The 21599-nt window shown below is 43.8% G+C and carries 12 protein-coding genes; 8 read left to right on the forward strand and 4 right to left on the reverse strand.

Annotated elements, in window-relative coordinates:
- Window positions 1-165: 165 nt before the first annotated feature.
- The 4 genes from rsmF to AB4558_RS07840 form a co-directional block, all read right to left on the reverse strand.
- Window positions 166-1587 carry a 16S rRNA (cytosine(1407)-C(5))-methyltransferase RsmF gene (gene rsmF / locus AB4558_RS07825; RefSeq protein ID WP_372102810.1) on the reverse strand — a complete coding sequence of 474 codons (1422 nt, stop codon included), beginning with the start codon at window positions 1585-1587 and terminating at the stop codon, window positions 166-168.
- Window positions 1588-1756: 169 nt separating this feature from the next.
- Window positions 1757-4414: an MlaD family protein gene (locus AB4558_RS07830; protein ID WP_108123720.1), complete on the reverse strand. Its 2658-nt coding sequence runs from the start codon at window positions 4412-4414 to the stop codon at window positions 1757-1759.
- Window positions 4401-5684, reverse strand: coding sequence for a PqiA/YebS family transporter subunit (locus AB4558_RS07835; protein ID WP_372158494.1), 1284 nt, complete (start codon window positions 5682-5684; stop codon window positions 4401-4403). The genes AB4558_RS07830 and AB4558_RS07835 overlap by 14 nt, the downstream gene beginning before the upstream one ends.
- A gap of 54 nt (window positions 5685-5738) precedes the next feature.
- Window positions 5739-7535 carry an ABC transporter ATP-binding protein gene (locus AB4558_RS07840; RefSeq protein WP_372158497.1) on the reverse strand — a complete coding sequence of 599 codons (1797 nt, stop codon included), beginning with the start codon at window positions 7533-7535 and terminating at the stop codon, window positions 5739-5741.
- Window positions 7536-7624: 89 nt separating this feature from the next.
- On the opposite strand from AB4558_RS07840, the gene AB4558_RS07845 reads away from it, so the two are divergent.
- The 8 genes from AB4558_RS07845 (at window position 7625) to pyrD (ending at window position 21457) form a co-directional block, all read left to right on the forward strand.
- Window positions 7625-8116 (forward strand): GAF domain-containing protein, encoded by a 492-nt coding sequence (locus AB4558_RS07845; protein ID WP_017059689.1) that lies wholly within the window; start codon window positions 7625-7627, stop codon window positions 8114-8116.
- A 97-nt stretch (window positions 8117-8213) separates the two neighbouring features.
- Window positions 8214-8837 carry an RNA chaperone ProQ gene (gene proQ / locus AB4558_RS07850; protein WP_017057223.1) on the forward strand — a complete coding sequence of 208 codons (624 nt, stop codon included), beginning with the start codon at window positions 8214-8216 and terminating at the stop codon, window positions 8835-8837.
- A 17-nt stretch (window positions 8838-8854) separates the two neighbouring features.
- Window positions 8855-10849, forward strand: a complete 1995-nt coding sequence (gene prc / locus AB4558_RS07855) for a carboxy terminal-processing peptidase (RefSeq protein WP_017068919.1) — start codon at window positions 8855-8857, stop codon at window positions 10847-10849.
- Window positions 10850-11129: 280 nt separating this feature from the next.
- On the forward strand, window positions 11130-11813 hold the full coding sequence (locus tag AB4558_RS07860) for a hypothetical protein (RefSeq protein ID WP_017068918.1): 684 nt from the start codon (window positions 11130-11132) through the stop codon (window positions 11811-11813).
- 218 nt (window positions 11814-12031) lie between these two features.
- Window positions 12032-14638 carry an aminopeptidase N gene (gene pepN, locus AB4558_RS07865; RefSeq protein WP_017071899.1) on the forward strand — a complete coding sequence of 869 codons (2607 nt, stop codon included), beginning with the start codon at window positions 12032-12034 and terminating at the stop codon, window positions 14636-14638.
- Between the two features lie 189 nt (window positions 14639-14827).
- Window positions 14828-15046: a DUF2835 domain-containing protein gene (locus tag AB4558_RS07870; protein WP_372158500.1), complete on the forward strand. Its 219-nt coding sequence runs from the start codon at window positions 14828-14830 to the stop codon at window positions 15044-15046.
- Between the two features lie 228 nt (window positions 15047-15274).
- On the forward strand, window positions 15275-20116 hold the full coding sequence (locus tag AB4558_RS07875) for an NAD-glutamate dehydrogenase (protein ID WP_017063846.1): 4842 nt from the start codon (window positions 15275-15277) through the stop codon (window positions 20114-20116).
- A 330-nt stretch (window positions 20117-20446) separates the two neighbouring features.
- A complete protein-coding gene (gene pyrD, locus AB4558_RS07880; protein ID WP_017063847.1) occupies window positions 20447-21457 on the forward strand; it encodes a quinone-dependent dihydroorotate dehydrogenase in 1011 nt (336 codons plus the stop codon).
- Window positions 21458-21599: the final 142 nt, after the last annotated feature.

A 21599-nucleotide genomic window follows, 5' to 3' on the forward strand; every position in this document is an offset into this window, starting at 1 on the left:
ATTTTTCTTTTTGGAAATAGTGACTTGAATTGATATTTATATAATTAGCTGTTGATTTACAAGCGCTCGCACACTGACTTATATGGCCGATAGAATAGAAAAAGCCCAAACAATTAACGTTGTTTGGGCTTTTTGTTTATTAAGGTGTACTCAGTGCGAACGCTTTTAGAAAAGGTTCTTATCGCGCACGAGTTCGCGTGGTAAACCGTTCTTCACTCGGTTGCCAACCCACTTACCAAGGCCGATGATTGCACCATTGTACTTCACTAGTACTTCCCCTTTTCCTGACAAGTTTTCAGGGCGAACATCGCGGCCCATGAACCATTCACGAGCATCTTCAATACTAAGCTCTACAACATTAGCTTCATTACCTGTTGCGAGCGTTGTCGCTACTTGGTGCTGCCAGCGGTAACCTTTTTTATGGGTTTCAGCGATCTTGATTCCCATGCGAGAAAAACGGAACTCACCGATCATCGGCTCTAGCGCTTCTGGGAATAGCCAAACGTCTTTGTCGCGAATCCAAACCTGAGTATCGCTTGGCAATTCGATATCGAGAGTACTCATTAGTTGTTCAGCGACTTCTTGCTGAGTTTTCTTTGATGCTTTTTCAAATGGGAATTTACCCATACGTTTTTTAACTTCTGGTGGAGTAACAGACGCTAATTTACGGATACGTGCAACAAAGAAACCTTCTGAGTCATAAACTTGAGGGAAGATGTGTAGAAAGCCTTCCTCTGTCGTGGTTGCTTTTGCGTTGTCGAATAGTGATTCAAGAGATTCAAATTCAACCGCATCACCAAAGGTTTCTTTTAAGTGATGACACACTTGTTGGTTCTCTTCGGTGCTAAGCGTACACGTTGAGTAAACCAAAACACCATTAGGTTTAAGAGCATGGAATGCACTTTCAATCAGATCTTTTTGCGTGTCGGCAATATCGACCACAGATTGATACGTCCAGTTCTTCATCGCATCGGCGTCTTTACGAATGGTACCTTCGCCAGAACAGGGAGCGTCTAGCAACACTGCATCAAACTGTTCTGGTAACCAACCACCGAAAACTCGACCGTCAAAGTTACTTAGAGCGGCATTACGAACACCACAACGTTCTATGTTAGCGTGAAGGACTTTCACACGGCTTGCTGCGTACTCATTGGCAACCAATACACCGCGATTATTCATTAGCGCAGCGATTTGCGTTGTTTTAGAACCGGGTGCTGCCGCAGTGTCTAACACCGCTTGGTAATCAGCTTCACCTTGGAAAAGTGCCGAAGGTGGCATCATCGAGCTGGCTTCTTGGATGTAGAAAAGACCAGACATGTGTTCTGCCGTATTACCTAGAGGCGCTTCACTTTCATCGGCTGTAATCCAAAAACCTGTTTCACACCAAGGTACAGGTTCCAGTTCCCAGCCTTTCTCTTTTGCTCGTACTAGGAAGTCTTCAACGCTGATTTTCAGTGTGTTGACTCGAATACTTTTACGAAGTGGTTTTTGGCATGAGGCAACAAAAGAAGCCATATCTAGGTGACTAGGCATGATCGCTTCGATGTGCGTCAGGAATTCTTCAGGAATATATACGTTAGCGTGCAAAAGAGTATCTCGAATTATTGCATTAATGCGGGGAGTTTAAAGCAAAATGAGGTCGTCCTAAACCATATTTACGGCAAACAACAAAAATGCAGCCGAATGGCTGCATTTTGATGAAGAATTAATCTTCGTTAAGCTGTATTAATTTGCATGGAGCTTCTGAGGATTCACTCTATGGGCGAGGAATCGCGGTTCTCCATGACTTCCACTCATCTTCTGCTTGAGGGTATAGATAGAAAGATTGATCTTCGCTTGCCACAGGCTGAAGTTCACTTGTCGGTGGCGTTGAGAAGGTAATTCCGCCTCTTAATAAACTGTCTACCGTTCCGGCTTTGATGTTTGCACCCGAGAGACCGATAGAAACATCGACACCCGACACGTTCCAGAACACAGTGTTTGCGCGGATCAGATACGCGTAGTCAGGTTCTATTTGAATCGTAGAGATGATGCGGTCAGCAAACTCGCCGAGTTGAACATCGATAACACTACCGATTTCTAGCTCTCGGAATAGGATAGGTGTGCCTTCAGACACCGAGCCTCGCGTTTCGCTTTGTAGCTGGAATATCTTGCCTTCAGGCTGCACTGGTCCTTTGCTAAGCTTAAATTTCGTACTTCTGTCACCATTGCCCGGATCTACGTTGATGTGCTTAGAGAGAAGCGCAGAGACGTTTTTGATGCCATTAAGGCCGATCTCAGGTTCTGCCAACCAGAAGTGACTGTTCGCCACGGCAATCTTGTCAACGTACTCAGGTAAGATTCGCGCGGTAATTTCAATGCCGCCTTTATTGAAGTTAGGAATCACCAAAGTGACCTCACCTACAGTGACACCTTGGTATTTGATCGCCATACCCTTGCTGACTTCTTGATCACCAGAAGAGGTAATCGTAATCGCGCGGCCAAATTTTCGAGCGGATTTAGAATCTTTGTACAGCTTCCACACATCACCAAGCTTATTGTCTATACCGGGAAGCGAATCAAAAGCAATACCACCTTGAATTAGCGTTTTAACGGGTGCCGCTTTAATACTAATACCCGATAGCGAAGCATCAATCTCAACGCCTGAGCGGTTCCAAAAAACCGTATGCTTATTGAGTAAGTGCGTGTAACGATTTTCGATCGTGACTTTGATTCTTACACCACCATCTGCAAGCTGAAAATCCGAAATGCTACCCACTTGTAGGTTACGGTAGAGCAGTGGGCTGCCTTTAGAAATTGAAGGTAACTCACTAGCAAATAACGAAAGCGTCTTTGAACCTGACTGATTAAACTTAGCGATTTCTGCTAACGATTTGCTTTGGAAAAGCTGGTAGTCAGTTCGAGCTTCAGGTTTACCTTCACTCACAAAGCTGATCGAGCCAGTAAGAAGCTGCTTTGCCGGTGGAACCGTAACACTTAGACCTGATTCGGTCAGCTCTGCGGTCGCACTGCCTGTCACAAAGAAACGGTTGTGGCTTTTGATTAGGTGCGCATATTCGTTATCGATAAGCGCATCCATAAACACTTCGTGCTTGTCAGAGCCAGTGCCAACACCATCAACTAAGCCAACTTGAATGATAGAGCCAACGGCAATGCCTTTGTAGAGCAGTTGTGTACCGACATCCAATCCGAATGAATTGTTCGATGTTAAGCGAATCGCGACTGACTTTTCTTGTTCCTGACTGAACTCGTTTTTACGAATCGCAGTAAATCGACGCGCTTTTTCACCTTCGCCCGGTACCAAGGTTAAAAAGTTACCTGTCACTAAGTTGGCAATGTTTTTCATACCAGTGAGTGACAATTCAGCTTCTTCTAAAACGAATTTACTCCCGCCATTTAAAAAGTCGCTGAATGCCGGTTGGATAGCTGCAGATGCGACCACGTTTTCGCGACCTTCGCTTAAAGATAAATCAGTGATCTGGCCGATTTCAATGCCTCGATACATGATCGGAGCGCCTGTTGCGCTGATCTTGTTGTCATCTGGCACGGCGATCTTGATAGAGATGCCACGACCGGCGGTTTTCAAATCTGGGTAGAGCTTGAACTTGGTGTTCATCTCGACGGGCTGACCTTCTCCGGGAGAGTCAACCGCAATTGAACCGCCAAGCAGCGCGCTTAGGCTTTCTAAGCGCACGTCGACGCCTGAAAATCCAATACTGGCACCTAAGCCACTGACATTCCAAAAACGGCTTTGGTCGGTAATGATATGGCTGTATTCATCTTTAATCGACGCTTGGATCGTAACGGACTTCGCGTTGTCGTTTAACTGGTAGTTGTAAACCTCACCAATTGGAATTTTACGATAAACGATTTGAGAGCCAACAGACACACCGCCCAGATCTTTGGTTGTCAGTGAAATGTTCAAACCTTCAGAAGCGAGTAAATCAGAAGGGGACGATTCTAGGGCTTGGAAAACGGTTTCTGGTTCTTCTTTGGTTTCGCTAGGATGAATAGCAATGTAGTTACCCGAAACAAGCGCGTCTAACCCTGAGATACCAGACAAACTCGCCGTTGGTTTTACGAGCCAGAAACGTGTGCCCTTTGAAAGTAGCTTCTTCGCTTCTGGGTAGATGTCAGCATCGACATAGATGCTCGATAAATCTTTGGACAAGGTGATGTCACGCACCATACCCACCTCTAAGCCTTGGTAACGAATCGTTGTTCGACCTGCGACTAAACCTGCGGCATCTGAGAAGTATATCTGCACACGTTGTCCAGCATCGTGTATCGATTTCATGACCAACCAACCGGCTAAGGCGACGGTTAATATCGGCAGAATCCACAAAGGTGAGATGCCTTTGTTTTTCCTTACTTCTGGTGAATATGACGTTTGTGATTGGTTATCGTTGTTCATTCACTGACTCATCTTTAGAGGTGTAGTTATCCCAAATTAGCCTAGGATCTAAGCTTTCCGCTGCTAGCATCGTGAGAACAACTACGACGCCAAAAGCGACTGCACCATAACCTGGTGTAAAGTTTAAAATTTGTCCGCGGTCGACCAAGGTCATCATGATCGAAATAACGAACAGATCCATTACCGACCATTTCCCCACCCATTTCACGATGAAATAGATGGTCATACGTTGCCTGTGGTAAACGGCGCGCTTCATCTTGATACAGATTAAGATGTACGCGAGGCCCAGTATTTTCGCGACTGGCACGACGATACTGGCAATGAAAATGATCGCAGCGATGCCATACATATCGCTATTAATCAGCGAAGCGACACCGGAAATGATGGTGTCTTCTAGCCTTTGACCGTTGGTAATAAGAATAGAAATCGGAATGACGTTGGCTGGCACAATAGCCACAGATGCGGCAAATAGCAGAGCCCAAGTCTTCTGTATAGAGTAGGGCTTGCGGTGATATAAGTCATGGTGACAACGCACACAAGTATGACCGTCAGGCTGAGATAGGTGACAGTTGTGACAGTGTACGTTCTTACTCTCAGCAAAAGAGTAGTCAGATTCTTTTGCCCAAGCTTCCCAGTAGCGACGCACGCTGATGCGGCTTACCAACAATACACTGAAAAGCTGCAGAAGAATGAGGCCAACCAATCCAGGGCCGACAAAAATATCTGAGTAATCTTGCAGTTTGAAACATGAGACCGCCAAACTTACCAGAAACACATCCAACATCATCCAATGTTTTAATGTCTGGATGATGGCTAACGCATACCTAAATGGTGTAAAAAATTTGAATCGCAATGATAAATGGGTAATGAGTACCGATGTACACACGAGCAACGGAGCGATCGAACTGCAGAACAGGATCAGTAAGCCAAGCAGAGGAAAGCCTTCGCCCATTAAGGTAAAAACACCCGATGGTAACGTCGCGGGTATCATGACGCCAATCAGGCGAATACTGATGAATTCAAAAAAGTGCGATGGGATAAACAGCAATAAGCAGGTAATTGCGATTGCTAGGTTTCCAGAGAGGCTAGGGGTACCGCCTCTATAAAGCTGAGTTCCGCATCTTGGGCAGTAAGCTGATTTCCCTAAAGGGATGTCCATTTTATCTACGGGAAGTTCGCAGCCCTGGCAAAGACGCACTGAGCTGCTGTCGCATTGGTGTTTTGTTGATAAAGGGTTGGTTACGGATGGGGAGGTCACGCGACCTCCCAAGTTGAAACGTAAGTTAGGTTAGCAACCCGACTTAAAGACTCAGAGCCACAAACATCAGGCGTGCGATTGCACACTGCCATAGAGTGTTTGATATAGTCCTTGTTGTTCAACCAATTCACCATGCGTTCCCGTCTGTGTGACTTGCCCATCTTCTAAAACATAGATTAGATCGGCCTGTTTCACCGCTGATAATCGATGAGCCACTATCAAAGTTGTGCGATCTTTCAAAAACTCGCTTAGTGCTTTATGCAGTGCTGACTCTGTTGCTGTATCCAGTGCAGATGTCGCTTCGTCAAGAATAACAAACTTAGGATTACTCAGCACCATGCGGGCGATCGCTAAGCGTTGTCGTTGACCGCCAGACAGTCGAACGCCATTCCTACCAATTTGCGTATCCAAGCCATTACTCAGCTGTTTGATAACATCTTGCATTTGAGAGACTTCAAGCGCCCGCCACAACGACATTTCATCGTATTCAGCACCAAGGGTCAGATTATGCCTTAATGTATCGTTAAAGAGTATAGGTTGTTGTAAAACAACGGCAATTTGACTGCGTATTATGTCAAAGCTGATGTCGTCCGTTGTTTCACCATTAAAGCGTATACAACCAGAGTCGGCTTGATAAACCCCAATTAACAACTGGATCAACGTTGATTTACCACCACCGCTTGCACCCACTAGGGCGACTTTTTTCCCTGCTGGAATGTGTAGTGATAGCCTGTTTAAAACAGTGTTTTCTAATGTGTAAGAGAATGTAACGTCTTCAATGTCGACTGTCACTTCTTGATCTTCAGTAAATGGGTTCACTTTACTGATAGGGCGCTTCTCTTCTTCTAACTGAAGAAGATCGTTGATGCGTTGTAGTGCCGCTTTCGCGCTATACCAAGAGAATTGAATCCCTAGTAGCTCTTGGACCGGGCCTAACATGAACCACAAGTAGCCAAATACCGCGAAAATCTGACCAATGGTTAAGTCACTGAATAACACCATTAGCATAGCGACGGCACGGAAAAGCTCGAAACCTAGTAAGAACAGCAGAAACGAAACACGGCCAGCAGCTTCAGATTGCCAAGCGTATTTGTCTGCATCGATTCTTACTTGGTTTGCTTGAACCTTAAGTTCATCGAGAAAGATACGTTCTTTATTCGCCGCACGCAGTTGGTAAATGCCGTCTAAGGTTTCCACCAAACGGTTTTGAAAGCGCTCGAAAGATTGGTTTTCGTATTTCTTAAGGTGTTTGACCCTGCTGCCTAGTTTACGGGAGAAATAAATTACAACAGGATTGACCAATAAAATGAACAATCCTAAACGCCACTCTAACCACAACAGCACGATCGCTGTCCCGAACACGGTCAGGAAGCTGATGATAAATTTAGAAAGAGTCGAGCCAATGAACTTATCAATGGTCTCTATGTCTGTAATTAGGTGGGCGTTGATACCGCCGCTGCCTTTGGTTTCGTATTGTCTAATACTGATGCGACCAAGCTTATCTATCATCTTGCTGCGCATTTGATAGGTAATTGTTTTGGACACAAGCGTAAACTGACGCCCTTGCAGAATGTTCAACGCTTGGCTAACGGAGCGCATGATAATCACTAACAACAAAGTTAGTGCTATATAGCCAGTCGGTGTTTGTAATGAAGATGGAAGTAGGTGGTTCATCATCTCTAAGCCTGAAGCGGGCTTATCGAGTAATACTTCATCAACCATTAATGGCATGAGCAACGGGATAGGGACACTAATGAGAGTTGCAAATATGGCAATAATGTTAGCAAACAGTAATTTGGACTTGTGTTTTTTTACTTGAGTTATTAACCAAGAACGGCTAATAGTGTCTTCTGAATTGTTCATTGTAATGAGAATAAGTCCTATTTAGTTTGATGGCCGCATTCTACTGCGTTCTCTTGATAATGGAAGTCTCAATTTAATTGGAAGTTAATATGAAAATAGAACATTACCAACGCTTAACCAAACAAGCCGTTGCATTAATTGAATCAGAAACCGATCTAACTGCTAATCTTGCTAATATCAGTTCATTATTATTCATGGAATTGGATGACTTGAATTGGGCGGGTTTCTATTTAATGAAGCAGGATTTAGCTAAGGAAAAAGACGAACTTGTACTGGGCCCTTTCCAAGGTCAACCTGCTTGTGTGCGAATTCCGGTCGGGCGTGGTGTGTGTGGAACTGCGGTTGCGACGAATACAGTTCAGCGCATTCATGATGTTCATGAGTTCGAAGGTCACATCGCTTGTGACGCTGCAAGTAACTCAGAAATCGTTATTCCGTTCTCGATTGGCGGAAAAATCGCGGGCGTTCTTGATATTGATAGCCCAAATGTTGGTCGTTTTTCTCAAATTGACGAGGACGGATTGACATTTTTCATGGCAGAAGTGGAAAAGCTGCTTAATTCGCACGCGAACAAGGCATAAATTATTCTCTTACTGTGGTTTTTCCCAAGCATCTCTCTATAATACGTAAAAATATTTTCTTAATGCTCGCGGAAAACCGCAAAAACCAGGAACCCACATGGAAAACACTGAAAAGTTAAAAAACAGCAAAGAAGTTATCGCATATATTGCTGAATGTTTCCCTAAATGCTTTACTCTAGAAGGTGAAGCGAAGCCACTTAAAATTGGTATTTTTCAAGATCTTGCTGAACGTCTAAATGAAGACGAAAAAGTAAGTAAGACTCAGCTTCGTGCAGCGTTAAGACAGTACACATCATCATGGCGTTACCTGCACGGCGTAAAAGCTGGCGCAGAACGTGTTGACCTAGACGGCAACGCGTGTGGCACACTAGAAGAAGAGCACGTTGAACACGCTAAAGCTACACTTGCTGAAAGCAAAGCGAAAGTTCAGGCTCGTCGTAAAGAACAAGCACAAAAAGCTCGTGAAGAAGGCAAAGCGAAACCTAAGGCGAAGAAAGCTCAACAGCCTCGTCGTCAAGCGCCTAAAGCACCAAAAGTAGAAAAGCCTGTAGAAACACGCGCTTTGAACGCTGACGAATTCATCGCTGGCAAAGAAGTAAATGTGAACATGGGTAAAGGAAACATGGCTGCGACCATTGTTGAAATCAATAAGGAAGATGTGCGTGTTCAGTTAGCAAACGGCCTACAAATGGTTGTTAAAGCGGAGCACTTGCGCGCTTAAAGGAGATACTCCTACGCATGAAATGCCGTTCAAAATTGACACTGATTGCTGCTAGCTTTTGGCTAGCAGCTTCAGCTCAGGCTCTTGAAGCCAAATTAGATCAGGACGATTTACCTCTACTCGCTCCTGAGGTCCAACACGAAACTGCTAGTAAACGTGTTACTTCTCGATTTACTCGTTCTCACTATAAACACTTCAATCTCAACGATGATTTCTCTCAAGCTATCTTTAATCGTTACTTAGAGATGCTGGATTATAATCGTAATATCTTCACTCAAGCTGATATTGACTCTTTCTCTGCGTCATCTAAACAAATTGATGATCAGCTGAAATCGGGCAATAACCAGATTGCATTCGATGTTTATAATCTGTCTATGCAGAAGCGTTTTGAACGTTTTCAATATGCATTGTCTTTGCTAGATACAGAGATTAAGTTTGATACCGATGAAAGTATTGAGCTCAATCGTAGTGAAGCGGAATGGCCAAAAGATATCGCTGAAGTGAATGAGCTTTGGAGAAAACGCGTTAAATATGATGCGTTGAATCTAAAACTTACTGGTAAAGAGTGGCCAGAGATTCAAGAAGTTTTGGAAAAGCGTTACAACAATGCGATGAAGCGTATTACGCAATCGCATAATGAAGATGCTTTCCAGATCTACATGAACGCATTTGCGCGTGAAGTTGATCCTCACACAAGTTACCTTTCTCCAAGAAATGCAGAACAATTCCAATCTGAGATGAACCTATCTCTAGAAGGTATTGGTGCTGTGCTTCAGATGACAGACGACTACACCGTTATTCGCTCTTTAGTTGCTGGTGGCCCTGCGTCAAACAGCAAACAATTGAGTGATGGAGACCGCATTGTTGGTGTTGGTCAAGATGGCGAAGAAATTGTTGATGTTATCGGGTGGCGTTTAGACGATGTAGTACAACTTATTAAAGGCCCTAAAGGGACCAAAGTTAAGCTACAGATCTTGCCAGATGGTAAAGATGCAAAAAGTCACGTTGTCACAATTGTTCGCGATAAGATTCGTTTAGAAGACCGCGCTGTTAAATCAGAAGTGATCGAGAAAGACGGCAAGAAAATTGGTGTATTAGAAGTACCAAGTTTCTACGTTGGCCTTTCTAAAGATACCGATAAACTGATCACCGAGCTTAAAGAGCAAGGTGTTGAAGGTATTATTGTTGACCTCCGAAACAACGGTGGTGGTGCACTGACTGAAGCAACTGAACTCTCTGGTTTGTTTATCAAAGAAGGACCTGTTGTTCAGGTTCGTGATAGCTACGGTCGTGTCAAAGTGAACAGCGATACTGATGGTCAAATCAGTTACCAAGGCCCGTTAACGGTATTGGTGAATCGCTACAGTGCTTCGGCATCTGAGATCTTTGCAGCAGCGATGCAAGATTATGGCCGTGCAATTATCTTGGGTGAAAACTCTTTCGGTAAAGGTACGGTGCAACAGCATCGCTCTTTGAATCATATTTATGATTTGTTCGATAAAGAGTTAGGCTACGTTCAATACACAATCCAAAAATTCTACCGAATCAATGGTGGTAGTACGCAAAACAAGGGTGTAGTACCTGATATTGCTTACCCAACGCCAATAGACCCGGCAGATACTGGTGAAAGTGTTGAAGACAATGCTCTACCTTGGGACAGCATTGATAAAGCGAAGTACTCAGTGTTACAGCGTAACGATGAGCAGATCGCAGCGTTGACGGCTAAACACGAAGCTCGTATCGCAACAGACATGGAATTTGGCTTTATCGCGCAAGATATTGAAAAATATAAGGCAGATAAAGACGACAATGACCTTTCTCTGAATGAAAAGGTTCGTCAACAAGAGAGTGATGATGCGGATGCGCTTCGTCTAGAGCGTATTAACCAACGTCAAAAAGCCGCTAAGTTAGAGGCATTTAAAACGTTGGATGATATTCCAAAAGACTACGAAGCCCCGGATGCTTATCTTGATGAATCAGTTGCTATCATGCTGGATATGATCAAAAAATAGAGCAACCGCCTGTTAAAAGGTGATTGTTTAAAGTTAAAGATACGCAATTAAAAAGCGAGCCTGGGCTCGCTTTTTTTGTGTCTATGATTTGACAGGAATATCTGATTGTAACCGTTTAGGTTGGCGCAAATAACACTCAATATTCAGGGTAATTTAGCTCTGTTTTGTGTTGAATAATGACACTTAAGTTACTTCGCACTTAAAATTTAGTGACTTGGATCATATTTTTTCGCTTTCTAATCATTACGTGCCTAAGCTTAAAGAAAACGAGGGGGCGCGTATGAAATGGATTCTACTATTTTTATCTTGTTTAAGTTTTGTGGCTTTTGGGAGCGAGGTCGCTTCGAGTAACCAACAATCAAAAAGTGATAGTAATCTATCTCATTTTGACCTTCCTTTGCTGCTTGGTGATTGGTATTTGATGAATCCTGATCCTGAGCAAGGCACTGAAAACTTTAGAGCGATCAAGCTCACTCTTGATTCAAACTACTCATTCACTATCGATATCCAAAAGAAAGACTACAGTGTCGATCATTGGGAAGGTTTGTATAACGCCAATGAAGACACGATTATTTTGGGTTTGAATACCTCAGAACCTCAGGTTTACGCGTACAGCAGTAATCACAACATGCTGAATCTTAACGGTGTTATGTTCACCAAGGCCTTGCCAAATGCATTGGCGGGAATCTGGTCCAGTGCCCAACTGTCTGGAAGCGATCTACGTGCGAGTAACATTCAAAAAATGGATTTAGTCCTTCAGCCGGACTTTATATTCATGTTCCGAGTATCAGATGAAGAAGGTGGTGAAGTCATTCGTCGCGGGGTGTATTACACAGAAGGCGATCAACTAGTGTTACTTTATGAGAACGGTGAACACGGCACTCGATATACACTGAACAGTGATGTGTTAACGCTGCAAGGTGAAGAGGGAGATATGTTTGCGGTACTCAATCGCATTCGATAATCGTGAGTTTTAGCAGTAACGGCGTACTCGTTGATAATATTGTGCACAGTTCATTTCTTAGGCGTTCCTGTCTGATTTGATTGATAAAATAGCAAAACATGGAGGCATTTTCTTACAATGCCTCCTTTTTTTAATATTCCCCTTGTTTTATTGGCGCTCAACCTTTAGATATATACAGTTAAAAAATAATTACGTATAACGATCAAAAGGAACCCGTCATGGCACATACACCTCAAGCCAAGTATCGTAAAGATTATCAATCACCATCTCACACGATTTCTGAAATCGATCTTACTTTCGATTTGTACGACTCAGCATCCATTGTTACGGCTGTTTCTAGTGTTAAGCAGGAGAAAGACAGCACGACATTAGTACTTGATGGTGAAGGCTTGAAGTTGGTTTCTGTTTTGGTTGAAGGCAACGAATGGACTCAGTACGAGCAGTCTGAAACTCAACTGACGCTGAATGACCTTCCAAAAGAATTTACTCTAACCATCGTTACTGAAGTTAACCCTGAAGGGAATAGCGCACTTGAAGGCTTGTACAAGTCGGGTGGCGCGTTCTGTACTCAATGTGAAGCTGAAGGTTTCCGCCGTATCACTTACTACATGGATCGCCCAGATGTGTTGGCGAAATTCACTACAACGGTAATTGCAGACAAAGCAGAGAACCCATTCTTATTAAGTAATGGTAACCGTGTAGATGAAGGTGAAGCTGAAAACGGTCGTCATTGGGTGAAGTGGCAAGACCCACATCCAAAACCAGCGTACTTGTTTGCTTTAGTAGCGGGTGACTTTGATGTACTTCGTGACGCATACACTACACAATCGGGTCGTAAAGTTGACCTAGAAATCTTTGTTGATAAAGGCAATCTAGACCGTGCGAGCCACGCGATGGTTTCTTTGATCAACTCAATGAAGTGGGACGAAGAACGTTTCAACTTAGAGTACGACTTAGACATCTACATGATCGTAGCCGTTGATTTCTTCAACATGGGTGCGATGGAAAACAAAGGCTTGAACGTATTCAATTCGAAGTTCGTTCTAGCAAACGACCAAACTGCAACGGATACAGATTACCTAGGTATTGAAGCAGTAATCGGCCATGAATATTTCCATAACTGGACCGGTAACCGAGTGACTTGTCGCGATTGGTTCCAGCTGAGCTTGAAAGAAGGCTTAACCGTATTCCGCGATCAAGAGTTCTCATCTGATCTTGGCTCTCGCGCAGTAAACCGAATCAACAATGTTCGTATTATTCGCGGGCCACAATTCGCTGAAGACGCAAGTCCGATGTCTCACCCAATTCGTCCAGAAAAAGTGATAGAAATGAATAACTTCTATACTTTGACTGTGTACGAAAAGGGCAGTGAAGTGATCCGAATGATCCACACATTGTTGGGTGAAGACGGTTTCCAAAAAGGCATGACGCTTTACTTCGAACGTCACGATGGTACGGCTGCAACATGTGAAGACTTCGTCGCGGCAATGGAAGATGCGTCGGGCATCGACCTATCTCAGTTCCGTTTATGGTACAGCCAATCTGGTACGCCGACGCTGTCTGTTGAAAGTAAGTACGACGCAGAGAAGAAACAGTACACGTTAACAACTCGCCAAGTAACAGCGCCAACTCATGAGCAAACGGAAAAGCAGGCTCTGCATATTCCTCTTGATATCGAGCTGTACACAGCTGCGGGTGAAGTTGTTGAGTTACAATGTAACGGTAAGCCAGTTCATAATGTATTAGATGTGAAAGAAGCAGAGCAAACGTTCGTGTTTGAAAACGTTTCTGAGCAACCGATCCCATCATTACTTCGTGAATTTTCTGCGCCAGTGAAACTGGAGTACAACTATTCAGATGAAGAACTGATCTTCCTAATGGTAAATGCACGCAATGAGTTCTCTCGTTGGGATGCGGGTCAAATGCTATTAGCGAAGTACATCCGCAGTAACGTTGAGAAGGTTCAACAGGGTCAAGCGTTTGAGCTTTCTGATTCTGTTGTTGATGCATTCCGTGGCGTACTGCTGAGTGATTCACTAGAGCCTGCGTTTATTGCAGAAATGCTCTCTCTACCAAGCCACAATGAAGTATCAGGTTGGTATGAGCGTGTTGATATTGATGCGGTCGCATCGGTTCTTAACTCGATGAAAGTTACATTAGCTGCAGAACTTGAAGACGAGTTAGCGGCGGTTTATCACAGCCACGCACTAACAGAATACACGATCGATCACGATTCGATTGGTAAGCGTACTCTACGTAAAGTTTGCTTAAGTTACTTAGCTCATACTGGGCAGGGTAATGACTTGGTTGTTGCGATGTATCAACAAGCGAATAACATGACAGATACGATGGCAGCAATGGGCGCGGCAAACAGTGCACAACTACCATGTCGTGAAACCTTGATGGTGGATTACAGTGACAAGTGGAAACACGATGGTCTTGTTATGGATAAGTGGTTTGCATTGCAAGGTACAAACCCAAGTTCAAACGCACTTGAAGTGATCAAAGCGTCGATGTCGCACCAGGCGTTCAGTTTGAAGAACCCGAACCGTACCCGTAACTTGGTCGGTTCATTCTTAAACATGAACCCGGTTCAATTCCACGACAAGTCTGGTCAAGGCTATGCATTTGCAGGCGAGATCTTACGTGAACTGAACAGCAGCAACCCGCAAGTGGCTTCACGTCTGATTGACCCGCTACTTAAGTTCCGTAAGTACGATGATGAACGCCAAGCTCTGATCAAAAAAGAACTAGAGACGTTAAAGAACATGGACAACCTAGCAAAAGACTTGTTTGAGAAAGTGACGAAAGCACTAGAGGCTTAAGTCAGCGCGCATTCAGGTAACTGTTTGCTACAACGAAAGGTCATCAGTGGTAGAGAATATCTGCCACTGATTTTTTGTTTCTGGTTCATCGAATTTTCGATAAGCTAGAGCAGCTTCAAGTTCAGTTTCACCGTCAGACATCTAAAAGTGCCAAAAAACACTGGCACTGTATATTTATACAGGTATCGTATGAGTCGCTATATTTTCCAACTTAACATCTCATATCAGCAGTTTTTGGCCAGCTATTCTGGTACGGCAAGTAAAGTTCAAGTGATAACAACAACAGGTTTACGCTTACAGTTACCTGCAACTCGATTCAGACCATTTCTTACACAAATAGGGGTTAGAGGGCAGTTTAGGCTGACAACTGACCAAAAAAATAAGTTTATTAAGTTAGAAGCTCTGTAAACCTTGGCATGCCTAGTGAGTTAAAAGGAATCTTAATCACATAATCAAACATTTCACCTCTTACCACCTCCAAAACAATTAACTATTTCTCAATAATGCTTTTACAATAAATGAATGCATTACCTTTGCTTAACTCGTTAGTAGAAAAGCGCTCAACGGCACGTTTCAAACACCAGATTAAGTGATCCCCCTAATAATAAAATATAATTCTAATTGTGGAGTGTGACTATGACCGCACGTGAAACTGTGGTTCCAGTTTTACTTGAAAAAGTTTACAAGCTGATTCAAGACAAACTTGACCTTGCTCATCGACCTCTCGTAACTCAACTTGCTCAACACTTGTTTAGTAACGTTTCTCACGACGATCTAACTCAGAGAAACGAATCCGATTTATATGGTGCTGTAGTTAGCTTATGGCATCACATCAATGAAAAGAAAGCCGACGAAATCTCTGTACGCGTATTCAACCCGACGGTAAGTCGTCAAGGTTGGCAGTCTACTCATACTATCGTTGAGATAGTCGTTCCAGACAGTCCATTCCTTGTTGATTCCGTAAAAATGGCATTGACTCGCCTAGACCTTTCTTCTCACCTTATGCTTCATAACCCAACACAAATCTCTCGCTCAGATAAGGGCAGTGTTGTCGGTGTAAGCAATAACGAAGGTGCATTCCAATCGCTTTTCCATATTGAGGTTGACCGTCTTAGCAGTAAAGCTGAAATGACAGCTCTTAAAACGGAGCTACTGGATATCTTTACCGATACTAGCTTAGTTGTGAACGATTGGTTGAAGATGGTAGAACGACTTGAAGAAGTAACCAATCAAGTAGAAAAGCAGAAAGAGAGCATTCCTGTAGATGGCCAACGTTTTGATGAAACGTTGGCGTTTCTTCGTTGGTTAGGTGAACACAACTTTACATTCATGGGTTATAAGGAATATGACCTAGTTTCAGTTAACGGCGACACTGAACTGCAACCGACCAAGGAGCAAGGTCTTGGTTTGTTTGCGAACTCAGATCGTGTACGTAACGTTAAGCTATCTGAGTTTTCTGATTCGGCACGTCTTGAAGCGAAAAAGCCTTATGTGCTTATCGTAACCAAGGGCAACACGGCTTCACGCATTCACCGCCCAGCTTACAACGATTACATTGGTATTAAGAAGTTCGATAAGAACGGTAAGGTCATTGGTGAGCACCGCTTTACTGGTCTTTACACATCTGCCGTTTATAACCAAACCGTTGAAACGATTCCTCTTGTTCGCGAGAAAGTAGAACGTATTTTGGATGCGAGTGGTTACCGTGAAGGTTCATACTCTTACAAAGCGCTGCACAACATTCTTGAAAACTACCCACGTGATGAACTGCTGCAAGCTCGAGAAGAAGAGCTACTAGAAGTCGGTACGGGCGTAGTACAAATGCAAGATCGCGATCTCCTGCGTTTGTTTGTTCGCAAAGACCCGTTTGGTCGTTTCTTTAGCTGCATGGTTTACGTAACAAAAGATCGTTACAACACTGAGCTTCGTCGCCAAACACAGCGCATCTTGAAACAGTACTTTGGTTGTGAAGAAGAGGTTGAATTTACAACGTACTTCTCTGAAAGCCCGCTAGCAAGAACGCACTATATTGTTCGTGTTGATAACAACAACATGGATGTGGACGTGAAAACAATTGAGCAAAATTTAATGGAAGTATCGTCTACGTGGGATGACCGTCTGTCTGAATCTATCATTGCAAACTTCGGTGAAAGCAAAGGTCTTCCATTGTCGAAAGAGTACATGCGTGCATTCCCACGTTCGTACAAAGAAGACATGATGCCAGGTTCTGCTGTTGCCGACATTGAACGTTTAGAAGCGCTAAGTGAAGACAACAAACTGGGTATGCTTTTCTACCGTCCTCAAGAAGAAGCGGCAGATTCAAAAGCCGTTCGTTTGAAGTTGTTCTACCACAGCGATGAGCCAATTCACCTTTCTGATGTTATGCCAATGCTTGAAAACTTTGGCCTACGCGTTATCGGTGAATCTCCATATGAAGTGCGTAAAACCAACGGTGTGACCTATTGGATCCTTGATTTCTCTATGCTGCACAAGAGCGATAAGACCATTGATCTTCGTGAAGCTCGCGATCTTTTCCAACAAGCCTTTGCGGCAATCTGGGCGGGTGAGTTAGACAGCGATGGTTTCAACCGCTTAGTACTTGGCGCTGGTCTTTCTGGCCGTGAAATCTCAATCTTACGTGCTTATGCTCGTTACATGCGTCAAGTTGGTTTCCCATTCAGCCAACAATACATTGAAGACACATTGTCTCATTACCCAGAATTAGCGAAAGGGCTAGTGAGCCTATTCGGCAAGCGTTTTGACCCGAAACTGAAGGGCAGCGTAAAAGGCCAACAAGATCTTATTAAGAAGATCACTGAACAGTTGGATCATGTAGAAAGCTTGGATGATGATCGTATCATTCGTCGCTACATGGAAATGATCACTGCAACGCTTCGTACTAACTACTACCAAGTAGACGAGAATAAGCAGTCTAAACCTTGGTTGGCTCTGAAAATGAGACCAAGCGAGATTCCAGATATCCCTGCGCCGGTTCCTGCGTTTGAGATCTTCGTTTACGCACCAGACATTGAAGGTGTGCATTTACGTGGCGGTAAAGTAGCACGCGGTGGTTTACGTTGGTCAGACCGTCAAGAGGACTTCCGTACTGAGATTCTAGGCCTAGTTAAAGCGCAACAAGTTAAGAACACGGTTATCGTACCGGTTGGTGCTAAAGGTGGTTTCGTTTGTAAGCGTCAACACATGATGTCTGGCCGAGACGAGATTTTTGCTGAAGGTCAACGTTGTTACAAGCGCTTCATCCGTGCATTGCTAGACGTTTCAGACAACATCATTGAAGGTGAGGTTATCCCACCTAAGAGCGTTGTTCGTCACGATGAAGATGACCCATACTTGGTTGTTGCAGCCGATAAAGGCACCGCGACATTCTCAGATCTAGCGAACTCAGTAGCTGAAGAGTACAACTTCTGGCTAGGTGATGCGTTTGCATCGGGTGGCTCTAACGGTTACGACCACAAAGCCATGGGTATCACGGCGAAAGGTGGCTGGGAATCGGTTAAACGTCACTTCCGCGAAATGGGTATTAACTGTCAAAGCACAGACTTCACTGCCATTGGTGTGGGTGATATGGCGGGTGACGTATTTGGTAACGGTATGCTGCTATCTAAGCACATTCGCTTGCAAGCTGCGTTTAACCACATGCACATCTTCATTGACCCGAACCCAGAATCAGCATCAAGCTGGGTAGAGCGTGACCGTCTGTTTAATCTGCCTCGTTCAAGTTGGGAAGATTACAATAAAGACCTGATTTCTCAAGGTGGTGGCATCTTCTCTCGCCGAGCGAAGTCTATCTCTTTGACACCTGAAATTCAGAAAATGCTGGGTACCAAGAAAGCATCAATGGCACCAAACGACTTGATCAAAGCGATCTTGTCTATGAAAGTTGATCTACTTTGGAACGGCGGTATTGGTACTTACGTTAAGTCTTCTAGTGAGACTCATACCGATGTGGGTGACCGTGCAAATGACGTGCTACGTATCGATGGCCGTGACCTGAAAGCTAAGGTTGTTGGTGAAGGCGGTAACTTGGGTATGACTCAATTGGGTCGTATTGAATACGCTCTAACGGGCGGTCGAGTTAATACTGACTTTGTCGATAACGTTGGTGGTGTAGATTGCTCGGATAACGAAGTTAACATTAAGATCTTCTTGAATGGCTTGGTGTCTAATGGTGATCTTACCGTTAAGCAACGTAACCAAGTTCTTGAATCTATGGAAGATGAAGTAGGTGAAATCGTACTAGACGACGCTTACTGCCAAGCTGAGTCTATCTCTGTTACTGAGCATCAAGGTGTAGGCTTAGTGAAAGAGCAAATCCGCTTTATCCACACAATGGAAAAAGCCGGGTACTTAGACCGTGGTTTGGAATACATCCCAGATGACGAAACGCTGCTAGAACGTGAGAAGCAGGGCCAAGCACTAACAAGACCAGAGCTATCAGTATTGATCGCTTACGGTAAAATGGTTCTAAAAGAAGATCTTGTGAGTGATGACATTGCGAATGATGAGTTCCATGCTCAACAACTGATGCAATACTTCCCAACAGAGTTACGCCGTAACTACTCTCAGCACATGGATAACCATCCACTTCGTGCAGAGATCATTGCGACTGCGCTTGCTAACCAAATGGTTAACGAGATGGGCTGTAACTTCGTGACTCGCTTGCAAGAAGAGACGGGCGCGAACATTGTTGATATTGCGAATGCTTACGCGGCATCACGTGAAATCTACGGCCTGGGTAAGGTATTGAAGAGCATCCGTGAACTGGACAACATCTCAAGTTCTGAAGCTCAATACGAATTGCTTTACCATGTACGTCGTACGCTTCGTCGTCTAGCACGCTGGTTGCTAAGAAACCGTACCGGTAAACAGTCAGTGAATGCATTGATTGAGCTTTACCAAGGTGATGTCGTCGCAATTACTGAGAAGCTGGATGAAAACCTAGTGGCTTCAGAAGTAGAAGAGCATCAAGCAATGGCTCAAGTATGGATTGACCAAGGTGTAAACGCTGAGCTGGCTAATTCAGTGGCTCGTTTGTCTAGCCTGTACTCAGCACTGGATATATCTACAGTGGCTCGTGAAACAGGTAAAACAGTACAGCAAGCGTCTAAGCTTTACTTCAACCTAGGCGACCGTTTGTCACTGCACTGGTTCTTGAAGCAAATCAATGGCCAAGCTATAGACAACAACTGGCAAGCACTGGCGCGTGCAGCATTCAGAGAAGATCTGGATTGGCAGCAACGCCAGTTAACTGGTCAAGTACTTAACTGTGGTTGTGCTTCAGATATCGATGTGATTAAAGCGCTTGATGACTGGATGGAAAGTAACTCTGTTTCTCTACATCGTTGGGAAAGCATCCTAAACGAATTCAAAGTAGGTTCTGTTCATGAGTTTGCTAAGTTCTCAGTAGCATTGCGTGAATTGATGCTGTTGAATCTAAACTGCATGTCAAAAGACTAGTTACTAGATAAGACGAAAAAGTATAAGGGCAGGCCAAAAGGTCTGCCTTTTTCGTTTCGGTAAAGTGGAAACAATAGGCCTAACGACTTTTGAAGAACAAACTTCGACGCAAACGTTGTTTGTTGTTAAGTGACCTGATGGCTGTACTAAGGTTGAGATTAGAAATGGCTTAATAACTTGAAGAAACGATAACGTTTGCTTAATAATGAACCTCATTCGTTAGCAAACTTGATTATCTTACCCTTACAGACAGTAATAGATTGAATAGTTGGGTAAATAAGTAAATAATAGCGCCCCGTTTACACGGGGCTTTTTTCTATCGGAGGCACAATGCTTTACCGTCTAGCCAGAACTGGCTTTTTCCAACTTGATGCCGAAAAGGCACATGATCTTGCAATTCAAAATTTCAAGCGCTTCACAGGCACACCTATTGATCTTTTGTATCGCCAACAATTACCTCACCGACCTGTAGAGTGCATGGGTCTTACTTTTAAAAACCCAGTTGGCCTTGCTGCTGGCCTAGATAAAAACGGCGAATGTATTGATGCATTTGGCGCAATGGGTTTTGGTTTCGTAGAAGTAGGAACAGTGACTCCACGTCCGCAAGCGGGTAACGACAAACCTCGTTTATTCCGTCTTGTTGAAGCTGAAGGTATCATCAACCGCATGGGTTTTAACAACCTAGGCGTCGACAACCTTGTTGAGAATGTTAAGAAGTCGAACTACGATGGCATCTTAGGCATTAACATTGGTAAGAATAAAGACACACCAATTGAAAAGGGCGCTGAAGATTACTTGATCTGTATGGAGAAGGTATATCAATACGCTGGTTACATTGCTGTGAACATCTCTTCACCAAACACTCCAGGACTTCGTTCTCTACAATACGGCGAAGCTCTAGACGATCTATTGTCTGAACTTAAAACGAAACAATCTGAACTGGAAGAGAAGCATGGTAAATATGTTCCTCTTGCTCTTAAGATTGCTCCGGATCTAAGCGACGACGAAATTCGCCAAATTTGTGAATCATTGATCAAAAATAAGATCGATGGTGTGATCGCAACAAATACAACATTGGATCGTTCAATCGTTGAAGGTATGAAACATTGCGATGAAGCGGGTGGCCTAAGTGGACGTCCTGTTCAATCTCGTAGTACTGAAGTAGTTCGTAAACTTCACGAAGAGCTGGGTGACAAACTGCCGATCATTGGAGTAGGTGGTGTTGACTCGTATGTTGCTGCAAAAGAGAAAATGATGGCAGGCGCTAAGCTTGTACAAGTTTACTCTGGTTTCATTTACAAAGGTCCAGGCCTTGTAGGTGACATCGTTAAAAATCTTTAAACGGCAAGACGCTTTTATTTCTGAAAAGCGACAATCTGGCATCGTCTTAATAAAAGAGACACTGTAACTCACTGAGTTGTAGAGAAAAGCGACAAGAAAGAGGAATTCATTTCCTCTTTTTTTTTGCCTATTGCTCAGTAAA

Origin of the sequence: Vibrio sp. 10N.222.51.C5 (genome assembly GCF_041474575.1) — a bacterium.
GTDB classification, from domain to species: domain Bacteria; phylum Pseudomonadota; class Gammaproteobacteria; order Enterobacterales; family Vibrionaceae; genus Vibrio; species Vibrio crassostreae_C.